Origin of the sequence: Streptomyces sp. 2P-4, assembly GCF_030167965.1 — a bacterium.
Taxonomy (GTDB): Bacteria; Actinomycetota; Actinomycetes; order Streptomycetales; family Streptomycetaceae; genus Streptomyces; species Streptomyces globosus_A.
In genome coordinates this window covers 470271-496467 of the sequence record NZ_CP095011.1, presented here as the reverse complement: position 1 = coordinate 496467, position 26197 = coordinate 470271, and the positions used below count along the sequence as shown (strand labels likewise).

Genomic DNA, 26197 nt, shown 5'->3' with positions numbered 1-26197 from the left:
TCCGGAGGTCAGCCGGTGCGGCTGCCGGCCCGCTCGCGGCGCTGCCAGCGGTAGCGGGCCATCTGAGCGAGCAGCGGCAGCGCCGTCACGACGGTCAGGGTCCAGGCTCCGGCGAAGGCCCAGATCAGCGGCGGCGACACCGTCACCGCGGCCGCGATCAGCAGGGCCAGCGTCACGACTCCGAGTGCCCCCGCGGCCATGGCCTGGTGGCGCGGCCGCGCGAACCGCATGATCCGGTCCAGCGACCGGTCGCGCTTGAGGTGCGCCTCGATCGAGGAGAGTGCGCGCCGCTCGCGGTCGGAGAGTCCTGATTCGTCCATCGCGTACCTCCGGGGACTGCCGCCGCCGTGTGCGGATCGCAGCCGCTGGCCTGCGGCTACCCGCCCGTGCCCGGGTCAATCCCCGCGGCGGGGGCCGCCCGCCGGGGCGGGCGGGCGGCCGTGCCGCGGGGACCGGCCCGCCGGTCACCAGATGGAGTCGACCCACTCCGGGTGGTCGATGAACGGGTTCCGGTTGTGCTGGTAGACGTCGAAGATCACCTGGTTGCGGCGGCGTTCGAAGGCGTCCGGCGGGTCGATCCGGTTCCACTCCTTCAGCACGGAGATCCGGCCCATGGCCGGGGAGCTGCCGTTGCCCACCCGGTCGTTGACCTCCAGGTCGGCGAAGCCGTCGCCGCCGTCGTAGCGGACGGCCATGTAGAGCAGCATGCGGGCCACGTCGCCCTTGACGGCGTCGCGCGGCTCGAAGGAGTCGGCGTCGGTGAGGCTGCCGGGGGCCTCGGGGACCGGGCTGCCGCCCTCGTCGAAGTCCTTGTTGCCGCGGATGCTGTTGACGGTGACGTCCTCGGGGCGCAGGTGGTGCAGGTCGGTGCCCGGACCGGTGGCGGTGCCGAAGCCGCCGTGGCTCTTGGCCCAGACGTGCTCGCGGTTCCAGTCGTCGGAGTCGCCGCCGTAGGCCGACTTGGACTGAGAGCGGCCGGAGTACAGGAGGATCACGTTGCCGGGGTTGGCGGGATCCTGGTCGGTCGCCTTCAGCGCGTTCCACACGCTGCTGTAGCCGATCTTCGACTGGTTCTTCACGATGTCGTGGAGTGCGGCCTTCAGGGCGGCGCCGGTCTTGCCCTCGGCGGGGGCGTAGTAGGGGTCGTAGGCACTCACGGAGGCGGCCGTGTCCGTCTGCTGAATCGTTCCGGCATACGCCGCGGCCGGTACGCCGATCAGCGTGGCGGCGGCGAGACCGACCGCCCAGGCGGAATGGCGGGACATCTTCATGGTGGGGGGACCTCTTCACGTGCACCGCTCCCGCCAAGGCGGTTGGCGGGATGTCAGGTGGCAGGGCGAGGTCATATTGTCATGGGCCGGACAACTCATGGCCATGGGTGTGGAGCTGCGACTTTCATGCTCTGCCGAAACCTTCGCGGCCCCCGGCCGGGCAGACCTGCCGAGGCCCGCCCGTCACCCCCGCCGGCCCGCTGCGGGCGGGCCGGCGGGCGGGGTGTCAGCTGCCCGTCGTGATCTGGGGTGCGGGGTCGTGCTTGAAGTTGGCCGAACCGAAGTTCTTCTTCACGGCCGCGTCCCAGGAGCCGTCCTGCACCATCTTCTTCAGGGCTGCGTTGACCTGGGCCTGGAGGTCCTTGTTGCCCTTCTTGATGCCGATGCCGTAGCTCTCGTTGCTGAGGCTGAGGCCGATCAGCTTGAACTTGCCGGCGTTCTCCTTCCTGGCCGCGTAGCCGGCCAGGATGGAGTTGTCCGTGGTCATCGCGGCGACGCGGCCCTCTTCGAGGGCGACGATGCACTCCGAGTGGGTCTGGAGCTCCAGCAGGCTCGCCTTGGGCGCCAGGGTCTGCTTGACGTTCTGCGCCGACGTGGAGCCGGTGACCGAGCAGAGTTCCTTGTTGTTCAGGTCCTCGGCCTTGGTGATCGAATTGTCCCCGGCGCGCACGAGCAGGTCCTGGTGGGCGGTGAAGTACGGGCCCGCGAAGTCGACCTTCTCCTTGCGCTTGTCGCTGATCGAGTACGACGCGGCGACGAACTTGACCTCGTTGTACTGGAGCAGCAGCTCGCGGTCGGAGCTGTCGACCTTCTTGAACGAGATCTGCTCCGGCTTGTAGCCCAGCTCCTTGGCGATGTAGGTGGCGACGTCCACGTCGAATCCGGAGAACGTGCCGCCCGGCTCGCGGTAGCCCACGCCCGGCGCGTCGAACTTGATGCCGACCGAGAGGGTCCCCTGGGGGCCGTCGTCACCGCCGCAACCGGTGGCAGTCAGGGCGAGGCCGATCACTGCGGCGGCCGCACCGGCCTTGGGAACCCTCATGTTGTGCACTCTTTCCTCGGGACGCGGAGGGCGCGGAGCGGGATCACCGGACCGCGCGGGCACCGCGGGGACGTACTGGGCGTTCAAGACGCGTGTACGAGGAAGCTAGGAACGCCTTCGGTGTGGTGTCACTGCAATTGAGCGAAACTTGAGGTAACGATCCGGCTCGCCCGGAGTTTGTGCGGCGAATACGCCTTCAGGCGGGATGAAGGGGATATGCCCGTTTCGGATTCGGGTGCCAGGCGGCAGCAATTCCCCCTTAAGCGGCTGATGGGTTCAGCCCGACAGAATTCGGGCATCACGGCGTTCAAACTGATGATCGGGAATCGGTCCGGCGGCCGCTATGATCTGCGCAGCAAGGCCGTAGCGCAGAGGTCGTCGCGCCCAAGCATCGAGCTGGAGGACGTCGGTTCGAATCCGACCGGTCTTGCGCTTTACCTGTTGTGGCGGACGCCGGGCACCGGCGAGAAACCGGTGGAGTGGTGATGACACGGTCCATACCCGTACGGTGCCCCGCGATCGAGCACCCCGACCTGCCGCTCGCCGACCCGGCCGCCCTCGCCCCGCTGCTCGCACGGCTCGCCGCCGCCGAACCCGTCACGGCCGACGAGGCCTTCACCCTCGGCGCCCTGCGCGCCGACGGCCGCGTCGACCTCTGCAAGCAGGGCCTCGGACCCGCCGGCGGCGCCCGGGTCGCCGCCGCCGCGGCGCGCTCACCGCACGCCCGCCACCTTCTCCTCGGCACCAACTCCCTCGGCGACGAAGGAGCCCGCAGCCTCGCCGCGGCCCTCGCCGCCGGACACGGACTGCACACCCTCTACCTCGGCTGCAACCGCATCGGCCCCGACGGCGCCGCCGCCCTCGCGGACGCGCTCGCCGACGACACCACCGCCAAAGCCCTCTGGCTGAAGCGGAACCCGCTCCACGAGGACGGCGCCCGGACCCTCGCGGCCCTGCTGCGCCGCAACCGCACCCTGCGCACCCTCGACCTCGTCAACACCGGCATCGGCAGCGAAGGCGTACGCCTCCTGCTCGACGCCCTGCACACCCGCCAGACCCCGCTGGAGCGCCTCTTCCTCGGCGGCAACGGCCTCACCGCCGGCGACGCTCCGCTGCTCGCCGCCCTCATCCGGGAGGCCGGCGTCCGCGAGCTGTACCTGCCCGCCAACCACCTCGGGGACGCGGGCGCCGCCGTCCTCGCCGCGGCCGCCGACCCCGACCGCCCCGTCCGCCTCGGCCTCGGCGGCAACGGCATCGGCCCGGCCGGAGCCAGGGCCCTCGCCGACGCCCTCGGCGGCATCGAAGCCCTGGACCTCGGGCGCGCCCGCTCCGAGCGCAGCCTCGGCGCACCCGGCAACGCCACCGGCGACGAAGGCGCGTACGCCCTCGCCTCCGCCCTCCCGGGCAGCCCGCTGCGCCGCCTGGAGCTGCGGCACACCGGCCTCACCGGCCGCGGCGCGAAGGGCCTCCTCGCCGCGGTCCACGACGGCTCCCCGCTGGAGTACGTAGGCCTCGGCCCCGGCCTGCCCCGCCGGGTGAAGCGGTCCCTGACCGCCCGGCTGCGGCCCGCGCGGCCCGCCCACCCCGACCTCGGCGCGATCACGAGCGTGTACCGGTGAACGCGGGCCCGCGGCGCCCCGGCCCCGACCACCGGCTCCCCGGCGGCTTCCGCCACGAGGACGGCCCGGCCTGGCAGCGCATCCGCCGCCACGCCGTCCCCGCCTGGATGATCGAGGACGCCACCGCCCGCCGGCTCGCCGGCGACTGGCGCGCCGCGTGCGCGGCCGCCGCCGTCGACGTCCGCTTCGACCTGTCCGCGGTCGCAGCCCGCCACGGGGCCGCCGTCGCGGAGGCGGCGGAGGACGACCTGCTCCACCTCGCCCCCGACCTCGTGCGCTGGCACCTGCCCCGCCTCCTCGGCGGACGCACCACCCTCGCCCCCAACGTCCGCGTCCTGCTCGCCCGCTACGGCACCGGGCCCGGCGCCCCGGTCCTCTCCGCCACCACCGGCCCGATGGCCGACGGCCCGCAGCGGCTGCGGCTGCACTGCGCGCCCCTCCACCCGGCGGACGCCCACCGCAGCCCGCACCACACGGCGCCCTCCTACCGGCACGAGAACTGGATCGCGGCCCGCCCCCTCTGGGACGCCCGGCAGACCGCCGGACTGCGCGACCGTCTCACCGGCGGCGCCGGCCGGCTGCCGTTCTTCCACCCCGACGGCACACCGCTCGACCCCGCCGCCCTCCCCGCCGCCGACCCAGGCCCGGACGACCCCGCCGCGCGCGCCGAGTGGATCGCGCTCCTGCACGCCCGCGGCGACGCCCCCGCGGCGTACGCAGCTGCCGGCCTCGACCGCGAACCCACGCCGACGGAGGCGGGCGCCCAGGGGGGCCGTATCGACCCGGAGGCCGTGCTCGCCGCGGACGGCGTCGACCTGACCCGTCTGGAACAGGAGGTGCGGCGGCTCGCCGGCGCAGGCGAGGGCAGCCGCTTCACCGTGCCGACGGGCTGGTACGGCCTCCTCATCCTCCGGCCGGCCGGGGCCCGCGGCCTGCGCGTGTCGGCTGAGCGACGGCAGTGGAACGCCTCCGCCGCCTGCGGACCCCGCCTGCCCGCGTTCGCGTACGAGCGGCTGCCCGACCTCGAACTCGTCCGCACGCGACGGATCACCCCGCGCGAGCTCCACCCCCTGGTCGCCGCCTCGCTGTTCCCGGAGGCCGGCCCCGCCGACGGCCCGCCGGGGCCCGCCGCGCCCCGGCCCGTCCGCGTACGCTGCCGCACCGCATGGCACGAGGTGCACTCCCGCGGCGGCACCCTCGACCTCCTCCACCACAGCACCGAGGAGCAGCAGCGCGAAAGCGCCGTGAGGGCCTTTGGCGGCGCCGTCACCGGCTGCTTCGCCGTCCAGCACGCCTGGACCGCGCCCGACGGCGTGCGGCTGCCGCGTGCCCTGCGCGAGGAGCGGCGCGAGCTGTTCCTGCGCGTCCAGCACGGGGACACCCCGGGTGTCACGGCCCTGCTCGACGCGGGCACGGACCCGCGCGTCCGCGACGGCCGCGGCTGCACACTGCTGCACCTGCTGCCGCAGCTGGACCACACCGCGCTGCTGCCGAGGCTCCTCGACGCGGGCCTGTCCCCGGAGGTCCGGGACGGGCTCGGCCGCACCCCGCTGGTGACCGCCGTCGCCAACGGCGGCTCCCCGGGCCTGGTGCGGGCACTTGTCGCGGCCGGCAGCCGGATCGACGCCACCGACGAGGCCGACCTGTCCCTGGCCCAGATCATCCGCCGCTTCCGGCGCACCGACCTCGGCTTCCTGCGCAGCCGGGTCGAGGAGGAGTTCCCGGGCATCGGCTCCGACTGGTTCGACGACTGGATCGAGGAGCAGGAGGAGTACGCGGAAACCGACGACGACGCGGATGCCGGCCCCCACGCCGGCGCGGAAGAGGGGGGCAGCGCATGAACGACGGCCGGCCGAGCGCCCTCGCGGCCGCCGACGCCCTCGGCGCGCGGCTGCGCGCCACCCGCACCGAACCGGCGGCCAACCCGCAACTGGAGGCGCTGGCCCTCGCCGTGACGGCCGACCAGCCCGTCCTGCTGTGGGGCGAGCCCGGCATCGGCAAGTCCGCCGGCATGCAGCAGCTCGCCGACGCCCTCGGCACCGGTCTGGAGACCGTCATCGCCAGCGTCCACGAGCCGTCCGACTTCGCCGGGCTGCCGATCGTCGGCGACGACCCGGCCACCACGGGCGTCCCCATGGCCCCGCCGGACTGGGCCGTCCGCCTCGCCCGCACCGGACACGGCCTGCTGTTCCTCGACGAGCTGTCCTCCGCCCCGCCCGCCGTGCAGGCGGCCCTGCTGCGCGTCGTGCTGGAGCGGCGCGTCGGCAGCCTCGTCCTCCCGGAGGGCGTGCGGGTCGTCGCCGCCGCCAACCCGCCCGCCGGCGCGGCCGACGGCTGGCACCTCAGCCCGCCGCTGGCCAACCGGTTCGTCCACCTCGACTGGACGCACGACCCGCGCACCGTCGCCCGCGGCATGGCCGGCACCTGGCCGGTGACGGCCCTGCCCGCTGTGGACCCGGCCCGCACCCCCGGCGCGGTCGCCCGCGCCCGCGGCGCCGTCTCCGGCTTCCTGACGGCCCGGCCCGGACTCGTCCACCACATGCCGAACGAGGCCGAGGCGCGCGGCCGCGCCTGGCCGTCCCCGCGGACCTGGGAGATGGCGCTGCGGCTCCTCGCCACCGGTTACGCGGCCGGCAGCAGCGGGGAGGCCCTCGCCGCGGCCCTGGCCGGCGCCGTCGGCGAAGGCGCCGGGCTGGAACTGATCGCCTACCTGGAGAACCTCGACCTGCCCGACCCGGACCGGGTGCTGGCCGACCCGGACGCCTTCGCCCTGCCCGACCGAGGCGACCGCCAACTGGCGTTCCTCATCGCCGTGGTCGCCGCGGTGCAGGCCGAGCCGACCCGCCCGCGCTGGGAGGCCGGCTGGGCGGTGCTCGCCAAGGCGGTCGACGCCGGCGTGCCGGATGTCGCGGCCCGGGCCGCCGCCGACCTCGCCGCGATGCGCGACCTGGACTGGCCGGTGCCCTCCGGCATCGACGCCTTCGTCGAACTGCTGCAGCTGTCCGGCGCGCTGCCGGGCGGCGGCTGACCGCCGTGGACGGCCCCGCCGGGCCGCCGCGCCCCGCCGCCGGACCCGGGCCGGAGCCGACCCGCCTGGACCGGGCGAAGCTGCTGGCCGCCCGATACCGGGCGGCCGAGGCCCGGCCGTACCTGGCGTCCGCGCTGTACGCGCTGGCCGTCGTACCGAGCCGCGCCGTGCCCACGATGGGCGTGGACCGGCACTGGCGCGCGTACGTCTCCCCCCGCTTCGTGGACGACACTCCGGTCGCGGAGCTCGCCGGGGTGTGGGTCCACGAGGTGGCCCACCTGCTGCGCGACCACCACGGCCGGGCGGCCCGGCTGTCGGCCGCCGACCAGCGCGACCACGTACGCGTCAACATCGCGCAGGACTGCGAGATCAACGACGACCTCCTCGCCGACGGGCTGCCGCTGCCCGAGGGGCGGATGGAGCCCCGGCTGTTCGGCCTGCCCGCCGGCGGGCTGTTCGAGGCCTACCTGCCGGGCATCCCGCCCACCCCGCGCCACCACCCGGACTGCGGGTCGGGGGCCCACGGCGTGCCCGTGCCGTGGGAGCTGGGCGCCGACGGGCCCGGCGGTGTCGGCCGCATGGAGGCGGGGGCGCTGCGCCGGCAGACCGCCCAGGCCATGCGCGCGCACCGGCGCAGCCGCGGGCACCTCCCGGCCGGCTGGCAGCGCTGGGCCGACGAACTGCTGGAGCCGGCCGTCGACTGGCGCAGGGCGCTGTCCGGGGCGGTGCGGGAGGCGGCCGCCTGGGCGGGCGGCGCCGTCGACTACACCTACCGCCGGCCCTCGCGGCGCACGCCCGCGCTCGGCGGCCGCGTCGTGCTGCCGAGCCTGCGCCGGCCGCTGCCGCGGGTCGCGGTCGTCATCGACACCTCCGGCTCCATGGGGGAGGCCGAGCTGGCCGCCGCGCTCGCCGAGGTGACGGGCGTGCTGCGCGAGGTGGGTGTGCGCGGCAACAGGGTCGCGGTCCTGGCGTGCGACGCGGACGTGCACACGGTGACCCGGGTGACCCGGGCGGAGCAGGTGGTCCTGGAGGGCGGCGGCGGCACGGACATGGCCGTCGGGATCCGCGCCGCGCTCGGGCTGCCGGACCGGCCGGACATCGTCGTCGTCCTGACCGACGGGTACACGCCCTGGCCGCCTGAGCCGGTGTCCTGCCGCGTGGTCGCCGCACTGGTGGGGGAGACCCCGCCGGATCCGCCGGGCTGGGTGGAGACCGTACGCGTCCCGCCCGGCGCGTGACGCCCGCCGCCGGACCGCCGGCCCCGGGGGCGCAGGCCGCTCCGGGGCTGGCCGAGAACATACGCCCGGCAGTCGGTCCGGGGGGCTCCGCATGACAGCATGGCCGGGCAAACCCGTGGAGCAGAGGGGGAGTTCGTGAGCAGCTCGTCGATCGGCGTACGCAAGGGCCTGGCGAGGGTGGAGGTCGCCCTCCGGTGGGATCCGAGCCCGGCGGGGTCGCCCGCACACGACCTGGACATCGTGGCCGCCGTGTTCGGCGCCGCCGACCCGTACGGCGAGCCCGTGCAGCTCGTCCACTTCGGCAGCCGCTCCCCGGACGGCACGATCACCCTGACCCGCGACAGCCGCACCGGGCAGGGCTTCGGCTACGACGAGGTGATGACGATCGAACTGGACCGGATGCGGCCGGAATCCGTCCGCGTCGTCGTCGGCGTGGTGATCCAGGACACCGGGTCGGGCGACGGCCGGCGTACGACGTTCGCGTCGATCGGCGGCACCGGCGTCCGCATCCGGGAGGGCCACCTCGACCTCGCCGAGGACGACTTCACGGGGGTGCCCGACGCGACCGCGGCGACGGTGGCCCGGTTCACCCGCGACGGCGCGAACGCCTGGGTCCTGGATGCCGCAGTCCGCGGCTCCGACGCGGAGCCGGAGCAGTTCGTCCGCACCATGGGCACCGACCGCCCCTGACGGGCGCCCGGTCTCGACCGGTCGGAATCCGCGCGGTCCGGGCGGCGGCCACCCCGCAGGCGGGTGGTCGCCGCCCGGTCCGGGTGGCGCGCTGCCGCCGTCCCCACGAGGCAGCGCGGGCGGGCCGCCGTCCGGTCATCGGTGACGGCGCCCCGCCGGTTCAGGGGGCCGGGGCCAGGCCCAGCGCGGGCAGCACGGACGCGTCGACGAACCGCTCCATGTAGGCGGCGTCCGCGTAGCGCCCCTCCAGGACGGGCCGGATCCGCAGGACGCCCATCAGCTGCGCCGGGAGGAACTCCAGCGCCGGATGCCCGGCCGCGATCTCCCCGCGGTCCGCGGCCCGCTGCACCATCGCGCCGAACGCCGCCAGCTCGGGCTCGACCAGCGCCTCGCGCAGGGCCGCCTGGAGCTCCTCGTCGCTGAGCACCGCGAGCCCCAGGGCCTGGGTGAGGCGCGTGTCGCGGCCGGAGGTGCCCGCCGCGATGCGGGCGGCCTCCCGCAGGTCCCCGGCGAGCGTGCCGGTGTCGACCGCCGCAAGGGTGCCCCGCCGGTGCGCGCGCAGGGCCGCCGCGACCAGTTGCGGCTTGGTCCTCCACTGCCGGTAGAGCGTCGATTTGCCGCAGCACGCCCGGGCCGCGACCCCCTCCATCGTCAGCGCCTCGTACCCGTGCTCGCGCAGCTCGTCCAGCACGGCGGCGTACAGCTCCTGGGCCCGCTCGGGGCTGATCTTGGAGCGGCGCGCGGCGGTGGCCTGCGTCGGCGTCATGGGGCGGGGCTCCTCGGGGACTGCGCGGCGGGAGGGTTTCCGTGCCCCAAGCATACGCCGAACGCCCGCGTATCGGTACACCCGCGTATCGATACGCTCATGTATCGATACACTGGCGTCTCGCTGCACGGGTGGCCGGTACCGACCGTCCTCCACCCCCGCACCAACCCCGCGCGGTCGGCGCCCGAGCACAGGAAGGGAGACCGGGGGAATGACCTCCCACGACACACCCGACGGGCGGCACACCCGCCCGGAGTCCGGGCGCCGGCCCCGGCTCGCGCGCGAGCTGCTCCTCGTCGCAGGCCTGTTCGCCGCCTACAAGGCGGGCCGCATGCTCTCCACGGGGCGCACCGGCGAGGCCTTCGCCAACGCCGACCGCATATGGGACCTGGAGCGGGCCCTGCACCTGCCGGGGGAGGGGCTCGTCCAGCGGCTGCTGCTTCCCGGACCCGGCATCGGCGACGTGCCCGTCCACGCCGCGAACACCTACTACGCGGCCGTGCACTTCCCCGCCACCGTCGCCTTCCTGGTCTGGCTCTACCTGCGCAGACCCGGCCACTACCGGTGGGCCCGGCGCGTCCTCACCGTCCTGACCGGCGCCGCCCTCGCCCTCCACCTGGCCTTCCCACTGGCCCCGCCCCGGATGCTGGACGCCGCACACCTCGTCGACACGGGGCTGGCGTACGGCCCGTCCGTCTACGGGGCCGCGCCCGCCGCCGACACCGTCGCCAACCAGTTCGCCGCGATGCCCTCCCTCCACTTCGGCTGGGCGCTCGCCCTGGCGGTCGGCATGGCCGCCGCGACCCGGTCCCGGTGGCGGCTGCTCTGGCTGCTGCACCCCCTCGCCACACTCCTGGTGATCGTCGGCACCGCCAACCACTACTGGCTCGACGCGGCCGTCGCCGCCGCCCTGCTCGGCGCGGCCCTCGCCGTCGTCCCGCGGCCCCCCGCCGCCGCCCGCCCGCCCGCGCCCGTACGGGACCTGCCGCGGCCGCGGCCCGCCGCCGGGCACGCCGGGCACGCCGGGCCCGCCGGGCACGCCGGGCACGCCGAGCCCGCCGAGCCCGCCGGGGCAGGCCGGTGAACGCCACCGCCGTCGCCGTCGCCCTGTGCCTGGCTTCCTCCGCCGCCTACGCGGCCGCCGCCGTCGCCCAGGAACGCCTCGCCCGCGCGGGCGAGGCACGCAGCACCCGCGCCCTCCTGCGCAGCGGACGCTGGTGGTCCTCCGCCGGGCTGAACGCCGCCGCCGCGCTGCTGCACGCCGCCGCACTGCGCTACGGACCCCTGACCCTCGTCCAGCCGCTCGGCGCGCTCACCCTCGTCGCCGCCGTCCCCCTGGGGGCGCGCCGCGCCGGGCGCCGGGTCGCCGCAACCGAGTGGCGCGGCACCCTCGCCACCGTCGCGGGCCTCGGCTTGCTGCTCCTGCCCGCCTCCGGGCCCGCACCGCACGACACCCTCACCCTCGCGGAGGCACTCGCCCTGTCCGGCGCGACCGCCGCCGCCATCGGCGCCCTGACCGCCCGCCGCGCCGTCGGCTCCGGGCTGCGGCACGCCACCGCCTCCGGGCTGGCCTCCGCCGCCGCCTCCGCGCTGACGCAGACCGTGGCCGTCGCCGCCGCAGGGAGCGGCGGCTCCCCGGCCGCCGGAGCGGTCGCCGCCGTCGCGGGCCTCGTCGCGGTGTTCGCCGTGGGCGGGATGCTGCTGTCGCAGCGCGCCTACCGCGGAGGCCTCGGCGCCCCGCTCGCCGTCGTCAACCTGGCCAATCCGCTGGCCGCGGCGGCCATCGGCGCCGTCCTGCTCGGGGAGCGCCTCCAGGGCGGGGCCGCGGGGCTGCTGCTCGCCGCCGCAGGCGCCGCCGCCGCCACGCGCGGCGTGCTGCTGCTGACGCGCTCGGCGCCCGGTGCGACGCAGCGTGGCGCACGCGCCAACGGGCCCGGCCGGGAAGGCGGTTCACAACCTGCCGCCGGTGCGGCGGTCCCCGGTGTGGCAGCATGACGGGCATGGCCGACCGCTCGATCCTCTCGCTCTGGTCCAGGAACTCCGTCCTCTCCATCGGCTCCGCGGGCTCCGTGCTCTCCATCGGGTCCGTCGGCAGCGTCCTGTCGATCGGCTCCGCCGGCAGTGTGCTCTGCGCCGGATCCGCCCTGTCGGCCGCCTCCGCCGCCTCCTGGCTGAGCACCGGCTCCCTGCTGAGCGCCTGCTCCCGCCGGTCGGTGCTCTCCTACCGCTCCCGCCGCCCGCCGGCCGGCCCCCGGCCCCGCCGCGCGCCGACGCCCGCCCGTCCGGCGCGCGGCAGCCTCGCCGCCGGCGCGGCCCTCGCCCTGCTCGGCGCCGCCGCGGTCGCCGTGGCGGCCGGGGCCCGCCGGGGAGAACCGCTCAGGCCGCTGGCGCGTCCCTGAAGGCAGGGGCGCGGCGCCACCGGCCGCGCTGCACCACGTACGACAGAGCGGAGTGAACGGGCATGGGGATCGTCAGCTGGATCGTCCTGGGACTGCTTGCCGGAGGCATCGCCAAGCTGCTGCTGCCCGGCCGCGACCCGGGAGGCCTGATCGGCACGACCCTCATCGGCATCGCCGGCGCGTTCACCGGCGGCTGGCTCTCCGCCCGCCTCCTCGACAAGCCGATCGCGGGCGAGTTCTACGACCCGGCCACCTGGGGCGCCGCCATCGCCGGCTCCCTCGTCCTGCTCGTCGCCTACCGCATCCTCTTCGGCCACTCCCGCAGCTGACCGCGCCCCCCGCCGCTCCTCGTACACGGGCGGGATTCGGCCATGCACGGCGCGGCCGCCCTGGCGCGGGCCTCCCCGCGGGGTTTCACTGCGGGCCCATGACACGACACAGGATGCCGGGCCTGCTCGGCGCGCTCGCCCTCGCGGCGGCCACCCTGGCGGCCGCACACCCCGCGGCCGCGGCCGGCCCTGCACCGGCCCCGCCCGCCGCCGCAGCCCCGGCCGCCGCTGCCCCGCCTGCCGGCGGCGTCCCGCCCGAGTTCGGCACCGACTGGCACGACCCCCTCACCGCGGACCCGCCGGTCCTCCGCCCGCCGACCCGCTCCTGCGAACTGACGGTCGCGGAAGCCAGGTTCCGGGACTTCACCCCCTATCGGGGCCGGTACACCCCGCCCGCCGGCTGCGGCACCGGCCCCTGGGCCAAGGTCGTCCTGCGCCTCGAAGGCAAGGTCAAGGGCCGCCAGTACGACCGCCTCGGCCACCTCTCCCTCGGCGGCGTCGAGATCCTCCGCACCTCCACCCCCGAGCCCTCGCCCGACGGCATCACCTGGACCGTCGAGAAGGACGTCACCCGCTACCGCGACACGCTCAGCCGGCCCCAGCCCGTCGAGATGCTCATCGGGAACGTCGTCAACGAGACGTACACCGGTGTCATCGACGTCAAGGCCACCCTCGTCTTCCACACCGCCGAGCGGCACCACCCGGCCCCCGACACCCCCGACCGCGTCATCCCGCTGACCAGCCCCGCCGTCACCACGCCCCGCAACACCGAGCGCCTCCTCGCCGAGGTGTACGCGACCGGTTCCGGCGGCGGCTGCGAGGAGTACTGGTACCTGACGGTCCCCGACGCCGCGCCCTACTCCTGCAAAGCCGCGGACGGCCCCCACCGCGAGGTCCGCATCTCCGTCGACGGCCGCCTCGCCGGCATCGCCGCCCCCTTCCCGCACGTGTGGACCGGCGGCTGGTCCAACCCCTTCCTCTGGTACGTGTCACCCGCCCCGCGCACCTTCGACGTCAAGCCCGTCGTCCACGACCTCACCCCCTTCGCCGCCCTCCTCAACGACGGCCGCGAGCACCGCATCGAGGTGTCGGTGGCGGGCCTCCCCGCCGGCCGGCCCGGCTGGAGCACCCCGGTCAACCTGCTGGTCTGGCAGGACGAGGGCCGGGCCGTCGTCACCGGGTCCCTCACCCGGCACGAGGAGGAGCAGCCCTCCGGATCCAGCCGCTGGACCCCCGCGTCCGCCGGCGAACCGCACCGCCTCGACACCGGCGGCCGCCACCGCCTCACCACCGCCGGCCGCCTGGACACCTCCCACGGCCGCATCACGACCACCGTCACCCGCGCCGTCGGCCTCACCTCCCTGCACCGCTGGACCGACGGAGAGGACCGGGACGCCCTGACCGCCGTCTGGACCGACGAGGAGAGCACCACCCGCGGAGCCGCCACCACCCGCACCGCCCGCACCTACACCGTGGACGGAGAGACCACCCTCGGCGCGGGCGGCCGGCTGCGCACCGTCCTCACCGTCGCCGACCGCGCCGACACCGCCGTCCTGCGCGGCGGCCGGACCGTCGACCGCAGCCGGCTCGACCACCGGTACACCGGCGATGCCTCCTACACCGCCAACGTGCCCCGCGAGGAGCGCCGCGCCGTCGGGACCACCACCGAGCGCTACCGCGTGTACGGGGCGCAGGCACCCGGCGGGTGCTACGACCGGACGGTGTCCACCGCGCAGGGCACGGTGACGGCGGACCGGCGGCGCTGCTGACGGAGGCTGCCCCTACGATGAGCCGCCATGGACATGAGTGAGGCCGGCAGACAGCTGGTCGACGGCCGATTCGAACTGTTGGCGCCGCTGGGCGCCGGTGGCATGGGCACGGTGTGGCGCGCCCGCGACATCGCACTGCACCGCGACGTCGCCCTCAAGGAGGTCCGCCCCCCGGACCCGGCGACGGCCGCGGCCCAGCCCGGCCTCACCGTCCAACTGCGGGAGCGCGCGGTGCGCGAGGCCCGGGCCCTGGCCCGCCTCGCGCACCCCAACGTGGTGACGATCCACCACATCGTCGAGCCCGCCGGCGGCGAGGACGGGCACCCGTGGATCGTGATGGAGCTGGTCAAGGGCGGCTCCCTGCACGACCGGCTGGAGTCCGGTCCCCTGCCCGTCGCGGACGCCGTCCGGATCGGCCTCGACGTCCTGTCGGCACTGCGCGCCGCCCACGCCGAAGGCGTCCTCCACCGGGACGTGAAACCGGCCAACGTGCTGCTGCGCGCCGACGGCTCGGCGGTGCTCACCGACTTCGGCATCGCCGCCCTGCACGGCTCCACCGCGCTGACCTCCACCGGCGTGCTCATCGGCTCCCCCGAGTACATCGCCCCGGAGCGGGCCCGCGGCGAGGAGGGGCTGCCCGCCTCCGACCTGTGGTCGCTCGGCATGCTGCTGTACACGGCCTCGGAGGGCACGCACCCGCTGCGCCGCCCCACCAGCCTCGCCACCGTCGTGGCCGTGCTGGAGGACCCCATTCCGGCCCCGGTGCGCTCCGGCCCGCTGGGCCCCGTACTGGAGCGGCTGCTCGTACGGGACCTGGCCGCGCGGCCCGACGCCGCCGAGCTCGAACGGCTCCTGCGGGAGGCGCAGTCCGCCCTCGGCGGGACCGTACCGGCCGCCGTCCCGCACGCCACCCCCGGGCAGTACGGGCCGCCGAGCACCCAGCTCGCCGCCCCGCACCCTGCCGCCCCGCACCCTGCCGCGCCGCCGCCCGGCCTGCCGCAGCAGCCCGCCGGGGTGCCCGCCGGCCCGTACGCCCCGCCGCCGTTCACCCCGGCGGGCGGGTCTCCGTACGCCGCCACCGCGGCCGTGCCCACGGGCGGCCGCTCCCCGCGCCGCCGCCCCGCCCTGCTCGGCGGGCTGCTCGCGGTGGTCCTGGCCGGCGGTGGGGCCGCCGCCCTCGTCAACGCGCTGTCCGGGTCGGACTCCGGCAGCGGCGAGACGGGCAAGGGCGGGGCATCCGCCCCCGCCGCCACGGCCGGCGGCACCGGTGCCGCGCCCAGGCAGTCGGCCGGGTCGAGTGCGCCCGCCAAGGAGGCCGCCGCACCCCGGGGCAGCCTGCTGACCCCCGCCAACGTCCGCACCGCGATCGAGGCGTTCAAGCAGCAGACGGGCACCGCCACCTTCGCGGAGATGACCGTCTACGAGGAGTACGTGCTCGCGTCCATCCCCACCGCCCCGGGCGCGAAGACGTACGACCGCTGGCAGTACCGCGACGGCCAGGCCCGCAAGAGCGGACCCGGCGGCACCCTGAGGCCCGACAAGCCGCCCATCGACATGGCCGGCGTCAACTGGGACGCCCTGCCCGGCCTGCTGGACAAGGCCGAGCAGGAGCTGGGAGTCGACAAGCCGACCTCCCGCTACGTCATCATCGAGCCCTGGCTCTTCGACGGGACCCCCTCGATGCGCCCCTACCTCAGCGACGAGTACGGGCAGGGCGGCTACGTGCACGCCGACACCCAGGGCAACGTGAAGAAGGTCTACAAGAGCTGACATCGTGTACCCGTACGTGCACCGCACGCGCGTACGGCACGCACGGTTCAGAGGAGCACCCGACCACCATGCCCACCTGGCGCACCACCCTGACGGCGGCCGGCATCCGCGACCCCCGGCTGCGCGCCGACTTCACGTACGCCGCGCGCCGGGTCATGCGCCGGGAGCCCGCCCCCTACCTGACGCTGCGCCTGCTCGCCGCGCCGGAACTGGTGCCGTGGATGACCGCCGGGGTCGGCTTCATGAACCTCGTCGACGACACCGCCGAGACGGGCACCCCCCGGCAGCGGGCGGACGGCCTGGCCGCGCTCGCCGAGCGGGTGGGGGAGGCGCTGCGGATCGGCGGCGGCCCGGACCCGCTGCTGCGGGCCTACGCGCACGCCGTCGCCGTCCGCGGCCTGCCCGAGCGCTGGCTGTCCCGCTTCCTGGAGGGCGCCGCCGGCGCCGAGGCCTGCTTCGACGGCTTCGACACCGAGGAGGACTTCCAGGCCTACCTCGACGCCTACGCCTGGCCGGGGCTGCTGGCCTTCACCGGGCTCCAGTACCTCGGCGGCCCGGACGGGGAGCAGGCCGCCGGGTGGCGCCGGTTCGTCGACGCCGCCCAGCGCGTCGACTTCCTCGCCGACCTCGCCGGGGACCTGGCCGAGGGCCGCCTCTGTCTGCCGCGGGCCGCTCTCGCCGAGCACTCCGTGACCCGCGAGGACCTCGAACAGGCCCGCGACACCCCGGCCGTGCGGGCCCTGCTGGCCGCGCAGGCGCGCCGGGCCCGGACCGCCCTGGAGGCCGCGGACGGCATCGCCGACCTGGCGGAGCCGGGCCTGCGGCCGGTCGTCGCGGCCATGGCGGAGATGATGGGCCACCAGCTGGCGGCGGTGGAGCGGGCCGGGGCGGGGGCGCTGCGGCGCGACGTCGGCTACGGGGTGGCCGCCCCGGTACGGACGCTGCTGCGGGCCCGGGCCGGGGCCCGCCGCGGGGCCCCGGCCGCATCGGGGGCTAGTACGGCCCGTTGACGTTGTCGATGGAGCCGTAGCGGGCGGCCGCGTAGTTGCAGGCGGCGGTGATGTTCGCGACCGGGTCGTAGGAGTCGGTCGAGGTGCCGGGCACGTGGTAGGCGCGGAACGTCGGGTCGATGACCTGGAGCAGGCCCTTGGAGGGAATGCCGTTGCGGGCGTTGATGTCCCAGTTGTTGATGGCCCGCGGGTTGCCCGAGGACTCGCGCATGATGTTGCGGTGGATGCCGTGGTAGGTGCCGGGGATACCGTGCTTGGCCATCACGGCGAGCGATTCGCGGATCCAGCCGTCGAGGTTGTCCGGGTACGAGGCGGCGGGCTTGGCCGCCGCGGCCTTCGCGGCGGCCGCCTTGGCGGGCGTGCCGAGGGAGAGCTTCAGGCCGGGTCGGATGACCTCGGGATTACTGCCGATGGCGCTCCGGTTCGCCTCGTACAGGGCCTTCCAGCCGCCGGACACGGAATGCTGTGCGGCGATCTTCGTAAGGGTGTCGCCGGCGGTCACGGAATACGTTGCGGGGGCTGCTGCCTTTTCCACCGCCGGCGTGGCGGCGGGCAGTGCCGCCGCGGTCGCGGCGGGCACCGCGGCCGGCTGGGCGACGACCGCGCCGGCGGTGGTCGCGCCGATCAGCGGGAGGGCGAGGGCCGCGCCGCCGGTGCCGGCGGCGGCCAGCTTGCGGACGGCGGGGCGCTGCTTCGGGCGGCGGTGCTTACCCGTTCCGGGCATGGCGGAATTCCTCACGTGCGGGTGCGGGGGGAGCCCTGGCGGATGCCGGAATCGGTAGCTGCCCGCCGGGAACGACGTGAAGGTAGGCGAGTCCGCCGGGGCGGAACAAGGCTCCGCATCACGCACGTGATCCATTGACCGCTTTGGGTGCGGTAAACGACCTTGGAGGGGATCTCCGGGAATGCCGGATTTCCTTTCGGGGAAAAGGGAATCGCACCTCCGCGGGAAATGATGTTGCAGAGTCCGGAGTGACTGACATCACGGTTTGCAGGGCGGTAGGAGCAAAACGGACAAAGTGTTAGTTCGATGGCCCGATAAGGGCATCCAGCCCGTTCTTTGCCAACCGCCCACGGTGGGCGCATTCCGGCGCGCCCGCCGTGAATCCGCGCCCCGCGCGTGACGTCAGAGCGCGGCGAGCCGGTCCAGTGCCTCCGCGACCGGCCGCCGGCTCGCCGGCAGCAGCGGAAGGCGCACGTCCGGAGTGGGGATCCGGCCCTGTGCGTGCAGCACCCCCTTCACCACCGCCGGATTCGGCTCCCGGAAGAGCGCCGCGGCCAGTGCGGCCAGGCGGTGGCCCAGCTCCCTGGCCCGTACCGCGTCCCCCTCGCGCCAGGCGGCCGCAAGCTCGGCGTACCGCGCCGTCGCCAGGTGTGCGGACGCGAGGATCCCGCCGGCCGCGCCGAGCGCGAGCATCGGGGAGGCGAACACGTCGTCGCCGGCGAGCACCGCGAAACGCTCCGGCAGGTCCGCCATCAGTGCCACCGTCTCCTGGTCGATCCCGCCGTTCGCGTACTTCACCCCGGCCACCCCCGGCAGCCCGCCGAGCGCCCGCAGCGCCTCCGCGTCCAGCTGCTGCCCGGTGCGGTAGGGGATGTGGTAGACGACCAGCGGGACCGGGCTCGCCTCGGCGAGCCGGGTGAAGTGGGCGAGCACGCCCGCCGCGCCGGGCCGTACGAACGGCGGCACCGCGACCAGCGCCGCCCGTGCCTCCGGCCACCGCGCGAGCCGGCCCAGCTCCTCCTCCGCGGCGCGCGTGCCGCCGGACCCCGCGCCGACGGTCAGCACCGCGCCCCGCTCCCGGCACACCCGGGCGCAGACGCCGGCGACGAGGTCGCGCTCCGCCGCGTCCAGGGCAGCCGCCTCCGCCGTGGTGCCCAGGGCGACGATCCCGTCGGCGCCCTCGTCGAGGACCCGGTGGGCGAGCGCCTCCAGCGCGTCGGCCGCGATGCCGCCGGCGGCCGTGAAGGGGGTGATGAGCGGGACGTGGATCCCGCCCAGGGAGAGGTCCGCGAGCTGCGCGCCGGCCTGTGGGTCGGACAAGTCCCGTGCGTTCTGTGCGTGGTGTGCCATGCAGGCGAGCTTCGCCCGCACCGGCCCGCAGATCCAGTTCGCATTCCTTACCGGAACCGTAAGCTGATCCGATGCTCGACGTACGACGCCTGCGCCTGCTGCGCGAACTCGCCCGCCGCGGAACCATCGCGGCCGTCGCCGAGGCCCTCTCCTTCAGCCCTTCGGCGGTCTCCCAGCAGCTGGGCGTCCTCGAACGCGAGGCCGGCCTGCCGCTGCTCGAACGCACCGGCCGCACCGTCCGCCTCACCCCGGCCGGCCGGAACCTCGTCCGGCATGCCGAAGCCGTCCTCGAACGGCTGGAGGAGGCGGCCGCCGACCTGGCGGAGGCGCGCAGCGGCCTTGCGGGAGCCCTGCGCATCGGCGCCTTCCCCACGGCGACCAGGGCCATCGTCCCCGCCGCCCTCGTCGCCCTGGCCCGGCACCACCCGCGGCTGGAGCCCATGGTGACCGAGACGGACCCGGCGGCAGTCGCGCACGCCCTGCGCGCCGGAGACCTCGATGTCGCCCTCGTCCACGAGTACGACTTCGTCCCCGCGCCCCGGGAGCCGGGGATCTCCACCGAGCCCCTCTACCGGGAGGCCATGTACCTGGCCGCGCCCGCCGCCGGCCCGCAGCCGCCCCCGGCCGCGCGGCCGCACGGCCCCGAGGGGCCCGATCCGGCCGGCGGCCCCGGACCGGCGGACCAGAGCGCCGCACTGCGGGCCCATGCCGACGCCCCCTGGATCACCGCCACCCCCGGCACTCTCTGCCACACCATGGCCGTACGGGCCTGCGAGGCGGCCGGGTTCACCCCGCGCGTGCGGCACCTGGTCGACGAGTTCCCCACCGTCCTCGCGCTCGTCGCCGCCGGGCAGGGGGTCGCCGTCGTCCCCGGCCTGGGCCTGCACGGGCACGCGGACCCCGCCGTCGCCCTCACCCGGCTGCGCATGGAGCGCCGTACGAAGCTGGCGTTCCGCAGCGGGTCCGCCGGCCATCCGGCCGTGGCCGCCTTCGGGGAGGCGCTTCGCGCCGCGCTGCCGCCGGAACCGGCCACGGCGGACGGCGGCCCGTGATGCAACTCCCCTCCGGGCCCCGCCCCGTGTACGTTCGGTGATCCAGACGGATCCGAGCAGAGCGGGGTAGGACGTGACGCATCGCGTACGAGGGATCATCGCGCGGAGCAAGGGCGCACCGGTGGAGTCGGCGACGATCCTCGTACCGGACCCGGGGCCGGGCGAGGCGCTGGTCCGGGTCCAGGCGTGCGGGGTCTGCCACACCGACCTGCACTACCGCGAGGGCGGCATCAACGACGAGTTCCCCTTCCTCCTCGGCCACGAGGCGGCGGGCACCGTCGAGGCGGTCGGCCCCGACGTCACCTCGGTCGCCCCCGGGGACTTCGTCGTCCTCAACTGGCGTGCCGTGTGCGGCACCTGCCGGGCCTGTCGGCGCGGCCGCCCCTGGTACTGCTTCGCCACGCACAACGCCGCGCAGCCCATGACGCTGGAGGACGGCACCCCGCTGTCTCCGGCGCTCGGCATCGGCGCGTTCGCCGAGAAGACCCTGGTCGCCGCGGGCCAGTGCACCAAGGTCGACCCGGCGGCCTCGCCGGCCGCGGCGGGGCTGCTGGGCTGCGGGGTGATGGCCGGCCTCGGCGCGGCCCTGAACACCGGCGGCGTCGGCCGGGGCGACTCGGTGGCCGTCATCGGCTGCGGGGGAGTGGGCAGCGCGGCCGTTGCCGGGGCCCGGCTGGCGGGCGCGGCCCGGATCATCGCCGTGGACCTGGACGACCGCAAGCTCGAACTGGCCCGCGGGCTGGGCGCCACCCACACCGTGAACGGGCGCACCGAGGACGTGGTCAAGGCCGTGCAGGAACTCACCGGCGGCCACGGCGCGGACGTCGTCATCGACGCGGTCGGCCGCCCCGAGACCTATCGGCAGGCCTTCTACGCCCGCGACCTCGCCGGCACCGTGGTCCTCGTCGGCGTCCCCACCCCCGAGATGACGCTGGAACTGCCCCTGCTGGACGTCTTCGGCCGCGGCGGCGCCCTCAAGTCCTCGTGGTACGGGGACTGCCTCCCCGAACGGGACTTCCCCGTCCTGATCGACCTGTACCTGCAGGGCCGGCTCGACCTGGACGCGTTCGTCTCGGAGACCATCTCCCTCGACGGGGTCGAGGACGCCTTCGCCCGCATGGAGCGCGGCGAAGTCCTGCGCTCGGTCGTCGAGTTCTGACGCCGGTCGGCCGGCCGGCCGGGGCGGGGGCCGAGGACCGGCAACGGTCCGCGGCCCCCGCCCTCCCCGACCCCGCCGGCCAGGCGGACCCCGCGTGGTGGAGGTGTCCTGCGCTGGAAGGGCGCGGACGCCCGGCGGCGCACCTGACGGCAGCCAGCTTCGACTCCCCTTTCCTGCCGGTGCGTTCGCATAGGGTGCGCAGCATGAACACGCAGACCGGACAGCCCGCACCCCTGGAGCCCATGCCCACCGACTGGACGCGCGCCCTCGCGGTCGTCGCCCACCCGGACGACCTGGAGTACGGCGGCGCCGCGGCCATCGCCGACTGGACGGACGGCGGCCGCGAGGTCGCCTACCTGCTGGCCTCGCGAGGCGAGGCGGGCATCAGCACCCTCGCGCCCGACGAGTGCGCCCCGCTGCGGGAGGCGGAGCAGCGGGCGAGCGCGGCCGTGGTCGGCGTCTCCACCGTCGAGTTCCTCGACTACCGCGACGGCGTCATCGAGTACGGCCTGGACCTGCGCCGGGACATCGCCGCGGCCATCCGCCGGCACCGACCCGAACTGCTGATCACGCTCAACCACCGCGACACCTGGGGCGGCAGGGACGGCGGGGGCTTCTGGAACACCCCCGACCACAAGGCGGTCGGCCGGGCGACCCTGGACGCCGCCGCCGACGCCGGCAACCGGTGGATCTTCCCCGAGCTCACCGAGCAGGGCCTGGAGCCCTGGGACGGCGTGCGCTGGATCGCCGTCGCCGGATCCCCGCAGGCGACCCACGCCGCCGACGCCACGGCAGGCATGGAGCGGTCCATCGCCTCGCTGATGGAGCACAAGGCGTACATCGAGGCCCTGACCGACCAGGACCCGGAGGAGTACTGCCGCGGGTTCCTCACCGGCTTCGCCGAGCAGGCCGCGGCCCGCTTCGGAGGCCGCCCGGCCGTCGCCTTCGAGCTCTTCTCCCGCTGACCCGTCCCCCGCCCGAGGCGCCGCCCCGCCGGTCCGGGGGCGGCGCCCCGACGGGACGCGCGGTTCCCAGATGGCCAAGCAACCGCTTAGTATGCCGCGGGATGCGGTTCCCCCGACGGCGGCTGGAGGCCCCGGATGCAGGCATGGCGAGTCCACACCACCGGCGAACCCCGCGTGGCCATGCGCCTCGAAGAGGTCCCCGAACCGGCGCCCGGCGAGGGCGAGGTGAGGCTGCGCGTCCTCGCGGCCGCCGTCAACTTCCCCGACGCCCTGCTCGTACGGGGCCAGTACCAGATCCGCCCCCCGCTGCCCTTCACCCCCGGCGTCGAGGTCTGCGCGGAAACGGAGGACGGCCGGCGCGTCATCGCCAACCCCGCCCTCCCGCACGGCGGCCTCGCCGAGTACGCCACCGCCCCCGCCGCAGCCCTGCTGCCCGCCCCGGACGGCCTCGACGACGCCGAGGCCGCCGCCCTCCACATCGGCTACCAGACCGGCTGGTTCGGCCTCCACCGCCGGGCCCGCCTCCAGGCGGGCGAGACGCTGCTCGTCCACGCCGCCGCCGGAGGCGTCGGCAGCGCCGCCGTCCAACTAGGCAAGGCCGCCGGCGCCACCGTCATCGGCGTCGTCGGAGGCAAGGCCAAGGCGCGCACCGCCGAGGAGCTCGGCTGCGACCTGGTGGTCGACCGCACCGCCGAGGACATCGCGGCCCGCGTCAAGGAGTTCACCGCAGGCCGCGGCGCCGACGTCGTCTACGACCCGGTCGGCGGGGACGCCTACACCGCCTCCACGAAGTGCATCGCCTTCGAGGGCCGGATCGTCGTCGTCGGCTTCGCCGGGGGGACCGTCCCCGCCCCCGCCCTGGGCCACGTCCTCGTCAAGAACTACTCCGTCCTGGGCCTGCACTGGGGCCTCTACGCCCTCCGGGACCCGGCGGCCGTCCGCGCCTGCCACGCCGAACTCACCCGCCTCGCCGCCACCGGAGCCGTCAGACCGCTGGTCAGCGAACGCCTCCCGCTCGCGGCCGCCGCCGACGCGGTCCAGCGCGTCGCCGACGGCACGACCACCGGCCGGCTCGTCGTCCTCCCCGCCCGGGACGGGGGCACCCGGCCGTGACCACCGCCGACGCCCTCCGCACCCGGGTCCGCGACCTGCTTGCCGCACACCCGCCCGCCACCACCGGCCGCACCGCCTTCCTGCAGGCACGCTTCGACGCCGGACTCGCCTGGGTCCACTACCCCGAAGGCCTCGGCGGGCTGGGCGCGCCCCGTTCCCTCCAGGCCGCCGTCGACGCCGAACTCGCCGCCGCCGGGGCCCCGGACAACGACCCGCGCCGCATCGGCATCGGCCTCGGGATGGCCGCGCCGACGATCCTCGCGCACGGCACCGCGGAGCAGAAACAGCGCTTCCTGCGCCCCCTGTGGACCGGCGAGGAGGTCTGGTGCCAGCTGTTCAGCGAACCGGGCGCCGGCTCCGACCTCGCTGCCCTCGGCACCCGCGCCGTCCTCGACGAGGCCGCCGGCGAGTGGATCGTCGACGGGCAGAAGGTGTGGACGTCCAGCGCCCACACCGCCCGCTGGGGCATCCTCCTCGCCCGCACCGACCCCGGACTGCCCAAGCACCGGGGCATCAGCTTCTTCGTGTGCGACATGCACGCCCCCGGCGTCGAGGTCCGGCCGCTGCGCCAGATCACCGGCGAGGCCGAGTTCAACGAGGTGTTCCTCACCGGCGTCCGCATCCCCGACGCCCACCGGATCGGCGACGCGGGGCAGGGCTGGGAGGTCGCCCGGACCACGCTGATGAACGAGCGCGTCTCCATCGGCGGCATGCGCATCCCCCGCGAAGGCGGCATGATCGGCCGCCTCGCCGAGGCCTGGCGCGAGCGGCCCGACCGGCGCACCCACGCCCACCACCAGCGCCTCCTCGGCCTGTGGGTGGAGGCGGAGGTCGCCCGGCTGGCCGCCGAGCGGCTGCGGCAGCAGCTCGCCGCCGGACAGCCCGGACCGGAGGGCTCCGGGATGAAGCTGACCTTCGCCCGCCTCAACCAGGAGATCAGCGGCCTGGAGGTGGAGTTCCTCGGCGAGGACGGCCTCTCCTACGGCGACTGGGAGATGACCCGCCCCGACACCGTCGACTTCACCGGCCGCGACGCCGGCTACCGCTACCTGCGCGCCAAGGGCAACAGCATCGAAGGCGGCACCAGCGAGATCCTGCTGAACATCGTCGCCGAACGCGTCCTCGGCCTGCCCGCCGAACCGCGCGACGACAAGGACGTCCCCTGGAAGGACCTGGCCCGATGACCGCTCCCGGCGCCGCCCCCGACCTGCGGTACTCCGACACCGAGGAGGAGCTGCGCTCCGCCGTGCGCGCGCTCCTCGCCGCCCGCTGCACCCCCGCCTCCGTCCTCGCCCGCGCCGAGGGGGGCCGCCCCCACGACCCCGCCCTGTGGCAGACCCTGGCCGCCGGCATCGGCACGGCCGGCCTGCTCGTCCCGGAGGAGCTCGGCGGCCAGGGCGCCGGCCCCCGCGAGGCCGCCGTCGTCCTGGAGGAACTCGGACGGGCCGCCGCCCCCGCCCCCTACCTGGCGCACGCCGTGCTCTCCGCCGTGGTCCTCCTCCACTGCGACCCGGCCGCGGCGGCCCCGCACCTGGCGGAACTGGCCGCGGGCCGGCGCGTGTACGTCCCCGCCCTGCCGCTGACGCAGGCGCCCGGGGCCCCGCTTCCGCCGCCGGTCCGCGACACCGGGAGCGGGACCCTCACCGGGCGCGCCACCTCGATTGCGGACGCCGTCGCCGCCGACGTGCTGCTGGTCCTCGCGGACACCGGCCTGTACGCCGTCGAGGCCTCCGGGGTGCGGCTCACCGCCCGCACCCCGCTCGATCTGACCCGCCCCCTCGCCGACGCCGACCTCCGGCAGGCCGCCGCCACACGGCTCGCCGGCCCCGAGACCGGCCGCGCCGCCGTGCAGAGGGCCCTGCTGTGCGGGGCGGGCCTGCTCGCCTCCGAGCAGGTCGGGATCGCCGAATGGTGCCTCGACCGGACGGTGGCGTACCTGCGGACCCGGCACCAGTTCAACCGGCCCGTCGGCTCCTTCCAGGCAGTCAAACACCGGCTGGCCCGGCTGTGGCTCGACACCGCGGCGGCCCGCGCCGCCGCCCGGGCCGCGGCCGACGCGCTGGCGGCGGACGCCCCCGACGCACCGCTCACCGTCGCCGTGGCGCAGGCGTACTGCTCCGGCGTCGCGGTGCGGGCCGCCGAGGAGTGCGTACAACTGCACGGCGGCATCGGCATGACGTGGGAGCACCCGGCGCACCTCTACCTCAAACGCGCCAAGGCAGACTCACTGGCCCTCGGCACAGCGGGCCACCACCACACCGCCGTCGCCGACCTGGCCGACCTGCCCGCCCCCGGCCCGGCCCCGGCCCCGCGAGGCCCGGTTCCTATCCTCGGGCCATGACCTCACTCGTCTCACCCGTCACCGCCGCCGAGTTGGCGGCCCACCGCGACGAACTGGCCGACCTGCTCGTCGCGGTGGTCCGCGAAGGCTCCTCCCTCGGCTTCCTCGCCGGCCTCGACCACGCCGCCGCAGCCGCCTGGTGGGAGACCCTGCTGCCCTCCCTCCGCGACGGCACCCTGGCCCTGTGGGTGTCCCGCCCCGCGGAAGGGGCGCCGGTCGACGGCACCGTCGCCTGGGCCCGCGAGACCAAACCCAACGGCCGCCACCGCGCCGAACTGCGCAAGCTGATGGTCCACCCCGCCGCCCGCGGCCGCGGCACCGCCCGGGCCCTGCTCGCCGAAGCCGAGGACGCCGCCGCCCGGGCCGGCGTCAGGCTGCTCTTCCTCGACACCGAGGCCGGCAGCGGCGCCGAGCACCTCTACCGGGCCGCCGGCTGGACCGAGGCCGGGACCATCCCCGACTACGCCGCCGACCCCGACGGCCGCCTGCACCCCACCACCCTCTACTACAAGCACCCGTCCCCCCGGCCCAGGTGACCTCCCCCGCCGTGCGGCGTTAGACC

The 26197-nt window shown here is 75.9% G+C and carries 25 protein-coding genes and 1 tRNA gene; 20 read left to right on the top strand and 6 right to left on the bottom strand.

Going from position 1 to position 26197, the window contains the following annotated elements; translation table 11 throughout:
* Positions 1–8: 8 nt before the first annotated feature.
* The 3 genes from MUK52_RS02285 to MUK52_RS02275 all read right to left on the bottom strand — a co-directional run bounded on the left by MUK52_RS02285 (position 9) and on the right by MUK52_RS02275 (position 2313).
* Positions 9–320, bottom strand: coding sequence for a DUF3040 domain-containing protein (locus tag MUK52_RS02285; protein WP_114055496.1), 312 nt, complete (start codon positions 318–320; stop codon positions 9–11).
* Between the two features lie 144 nt (positions 321–464).
* Positions 465–1271, bottom strand: coding sequence for an endonuclease I family protein (locus MUK52_RS02280; protein ID WP_114055497.1), 807 nt, complete (start codon positions 1269–1271; stop codon positions 465–467).
* Between the two features lie 226 nt (positions 1272–1497).
* Positions 1498–2313 carry a glutamate ABC transporter substrate-binding protein gene (locus tag MUK52_RS02275; RefSeq protein ID WP_114055498.1) on the bottom strand — a complete coding sequence of 272 codons (816 nt, stop codon included), beginning with the start codon at positions 2311–2313 and terminating at the stop codon, positions 1498–1500.
* Between the two features lie 357 nt (positions 2314–2670).
* Between MUK52_RS02275 and MUK52_RS02270 the strand changes: the two genes are divergently transcribed.
* From MUK52_RS02270 to MUK52_RS02245, 6 genes are all read left to right on the top strand, one after another.
* Positions 2671–2743 (top strand) — tRNA-Arg (locus tag MUK52_RS02270).
* 55 nt (positions 2744–2798) lie between these two features.
* Entirely contained in the window at positions 2799–3932 is a 1134-nt protein-coding gene (locus MUK52_RS02265; RefSeq protein WP_114055500.1) for a leucine-rich repeat domain-containing protein, read from the top strand.
* Positions 3929–5773 carry an ankyrin repeat domain-containing protein gene (locus MUK52_RS02260; protein ID WP_284574360.1) on the top strand — a complete coding sequence of 615 codons (1845 nt, stop codon included), beginning with the start codon at positions 3929–3931 and terminating at the stop codon, positions 5771–5773. The genes MUK52_RS02265 and MUK52_RS02260 overlap by 4 nt, the downstream gene beginning before the upstream one ends.
* Positions 5770–6960 carry an AAA family ATPase gene (locus tag MUK52_RS02255; RefSeq protein ID WP_114055501.1) on the top strand — a complete coding sequence of 397 codons (1191 nt, stop codon included), beginning with the start codon at positions 5770–5772 and terminating at the stop codon, positions 6958–6960. Before MUK52_RS02260 ends, MUK52_RS02255 begins: the two co-directional genes overlap by 4 nt.
* Before the next feature lie 5 nt (positions 6961–6965).
* On the top strand, positions 6966–8198 hold the full coding sequence (locus MUK52_RS02250) for a vWA domain-containing protein (RefSeq protein WP_114055502.1): 1233 nt from the start codon (positions 6966–6968) through the stop codon (positions 8196–8198).
* Between the two features lie 99 nt (positions 8199–8297).
* Positions 8298–8888, top strand: a complete 591-nt coding sequence (locus tag MUK52_RS02245; RefSeq protein WP_114055503.1) for a TerD family protein — start codon at positions 8298–8300, stop codon at positions 8886–8888.
* 160 nt (positions 8889–9048) lie between these two features.
* On the opposite strand, the gene MUK52_RS02240 is transcribed toward MUK52_RS02245, so the two are convergent.
* A complete protein-coding gene (locus MUK52_RS02240; RefSeq protein ID WP_114055504.1) occupies positions 9049–9654 on the bottom strand; it encodes a TetR/AcrR family transcriptional regulator in 606 nt (201 codons plus the stop codon).
* A 211-nt stretch (positions 9655–9865) separates the two neighbouring features.
* Here MUK52_RS02240 and MUK52_RS02235 point away from each other — a divergent pair, with 211 nt between their 5' ends.
* The 7 genes from MUK52_RS02235 to MUK52_RS02205 all read left to right on the top strand — a co-directional run bounded on the left by MUK52_RS02235 (position 9866) and on the right by MUK52_RS02205 (position 16931).
* Complete coding sequence (locus MUK52_RS02235; protein WP_284574357.1) at positions 9866–10738, top strand: phosphatase PAP2 family protein; 873 nt, start codon at positions 9866–9868, stop codon at positions 10736–10738.
* Positions 10735–11649 (top strand): hypothetical protein, encoded by a 915-nt coding sequence (locus MUK52_RS02230; RefSeq protein ID WP_284574355.1) that lies wholly within the window; start codon positions 10735–10737, stop codon positions 11647–11649. The genes MUK52_RS02235 and MUK52_RS02230 overlap by 4 nt, the downstream gene beginning before the upstream one ends.
* Complete coding sequence (locus tag MUK52_RS02225) at positions 11646–12053, top strand: hypothetical protein (RefSeq protein WP_472912669.1); 408 nt, start codon at positions 11646–11648, stop codon at positions 12051–12053. Before MUK52_RS02230 ends, MUK52_RS02225 begins: the two co-directional genes overlap by 4 nt.
* A gap of 62 nt (positions 12054–12115) precedes the next feature.
* Positions 12116–12382, top strand: coding sequence for a GlsB/YeaQ/YmgE family stress response membrane protein (locus tag MUK52_RS02220; RefSeq protein WP_114055507.1), 267 nt, complete (start codon positions 12116–12118; stop codon positions 12380–12382).
* Between the two features lie 98 nt (positions 12383–12480).
* Complete coding sequence (locus tag MUK52_RS02215; protein ID WP_284574351.1) at positions 12481–14151, top strand: peptide-N4-asparagine amidase; 1671 nt, start codon at positions 12481–12483, stop codon at positions 14149–14151.
* 27 nt (positions 14152–14178) lie between these two features.
* Complete coding sequence (locus MUK52_RS02210) at positions 14179–15921, top strand: serine/threonine-protein kinase (protein WP_284574349.1); 1743 nt, start codon at positions 14179–14181, stop codon at positions 15919–15921.
* Positions 15922–15989: 68 nt separating this feature from the next.
* On the top strand, positions 15990–16931 hold the full coding sequence (locus MUK52_RS02205; RefSeq protein ID WP_284574348.1) for a squalene/phytoene synthase family protein: 942 nt from the start codon (positions 15990–15992) through the stop codon (positions 16929–16931).
* Here MUK52_RS02205 and MUK52_RS02200 read toward each other — a convergent pair.
* Positions 16915–17655, bottom strand: a complete 741-nt coding sequence (locus MUK52_RS02200; protein WP_284574346.1) for a LysM peptidoglycan-binding domain-containing protein — start codon at positions 17653–17655, stop codon at positions 16915–16917. The two genes, MUK52_RS02205 and MUK52_RS02200, sit on opposite strands and share 17 nt — an antisense overlap.
* A gap of 402 nt (positions 17656–18057) precedes the next feature.
* Complete coding sequence (locus MUK52_RS02195) at positions 18058–18975, bottom strand: dihydrodipicolinate synthase family protein (protein WP_284574345.1); 918 nt, start codon at positions 18973–18975, stop codon at positions 18058–18060.
* A 101-nt stretch (positions 18976–19076) separates the two neighbouring features.
* On the opposite strand from MUK52_RS02195, the gene MUK52_RS02190 reads away from it, so the two are divergent.
* The 7 genes from MUK52_RS02190 to MUK52_RS02160 all read left to right on the top strand — a co-directional run bounded on the left by MUK52_RS02190 (position 19077) and on the right by MUK52_RS02160 (position 26171).
* Entirely contained in the window at positions 19077–20057 is a 981-nt protein-coding gene (locus MUK52_RS02190) for a LysR family transcriptional regulator (protein WP_284574344.1), read from the top strand.
* Positions 20058–20130: 73 nt separating this feature from the next.
* Positions 20131–21216, top strand: a complete 1086-nt coding sequence (locus MUK52_RS02185) for an S-(hydroxymethyl)mycothiol dehydrogenase (RefSeq protein WP_174250391.1) — start codon at positions 20131–20133, stop codon at positions 21214–21216.
* A 203-nt stretch (positions 21217–21419) separates the two neighbouring features.
* Positions 21420–22181, top strand: coding sequence for a PIG-L deacetylase family protein (locus tag MUK52_RS02180; protein ID WP_114055512.1), 762 nt, complete (start codon positions 21420–21422; stop codon positions 22179–22181).
* 135 nt (positions 22182–22316) lie between these two features.
* Entirely contained in the window at positions 22317–23294 is a 978-nt protein-coding gene (locus tag MUK52_RS02175; protein ID WP_114055513.1) for an NADPH:quinone oxidoreductase family protein, read from the top strand.
* Positions 23291–24478 carry an acyl-CoA dehydrogenase family protein gene (locus MUK52_RS02170; protein ID WP_114055514.1) on the top strand — a complete coding sequence of 396 codons (1188 nt, stop codon included), beginning with the start codon at positions 23291–23293 and terminating at the stop codon, positions 24476–24478. The genes MUK52_RS02175 and MUK52_RS02170 overlap by 4 nt, the downstream gene beginning before the upstream one ends.
* Positions 24475–25635: an acyl-CoA dehydrogenase family protein gene (locus MUK52_RS02165; protein ID WP_284574342.1), complete on the top strand. Its 1161-nt coding sequence runs from the start codon at positions 24475–24477 to the stop codon at positions 25633–25635. Before MUK52_RS02170 ends, MUK52_RS02165 begins: the two co-directional genes overlap by 4 nt.
* Positions 25632–26171 (top strand): GNAT family N-acetyltransferase, encoded by a 540-nt coding sequence (locus MUK52_RS02160; RefSeq protein ID WP_284574341.1) that lies wholly within the window; start codon positions 25632–25634, stop codon positions 26169–26171. The genes MUK52_RS02165 and MUK52_RS02160 overlap by 4 nt, the downstream gene beginning before the upstream one ends.
* The last annotated feature ends 26 nt before the right edge of the window (positions 26172–26197 follow it).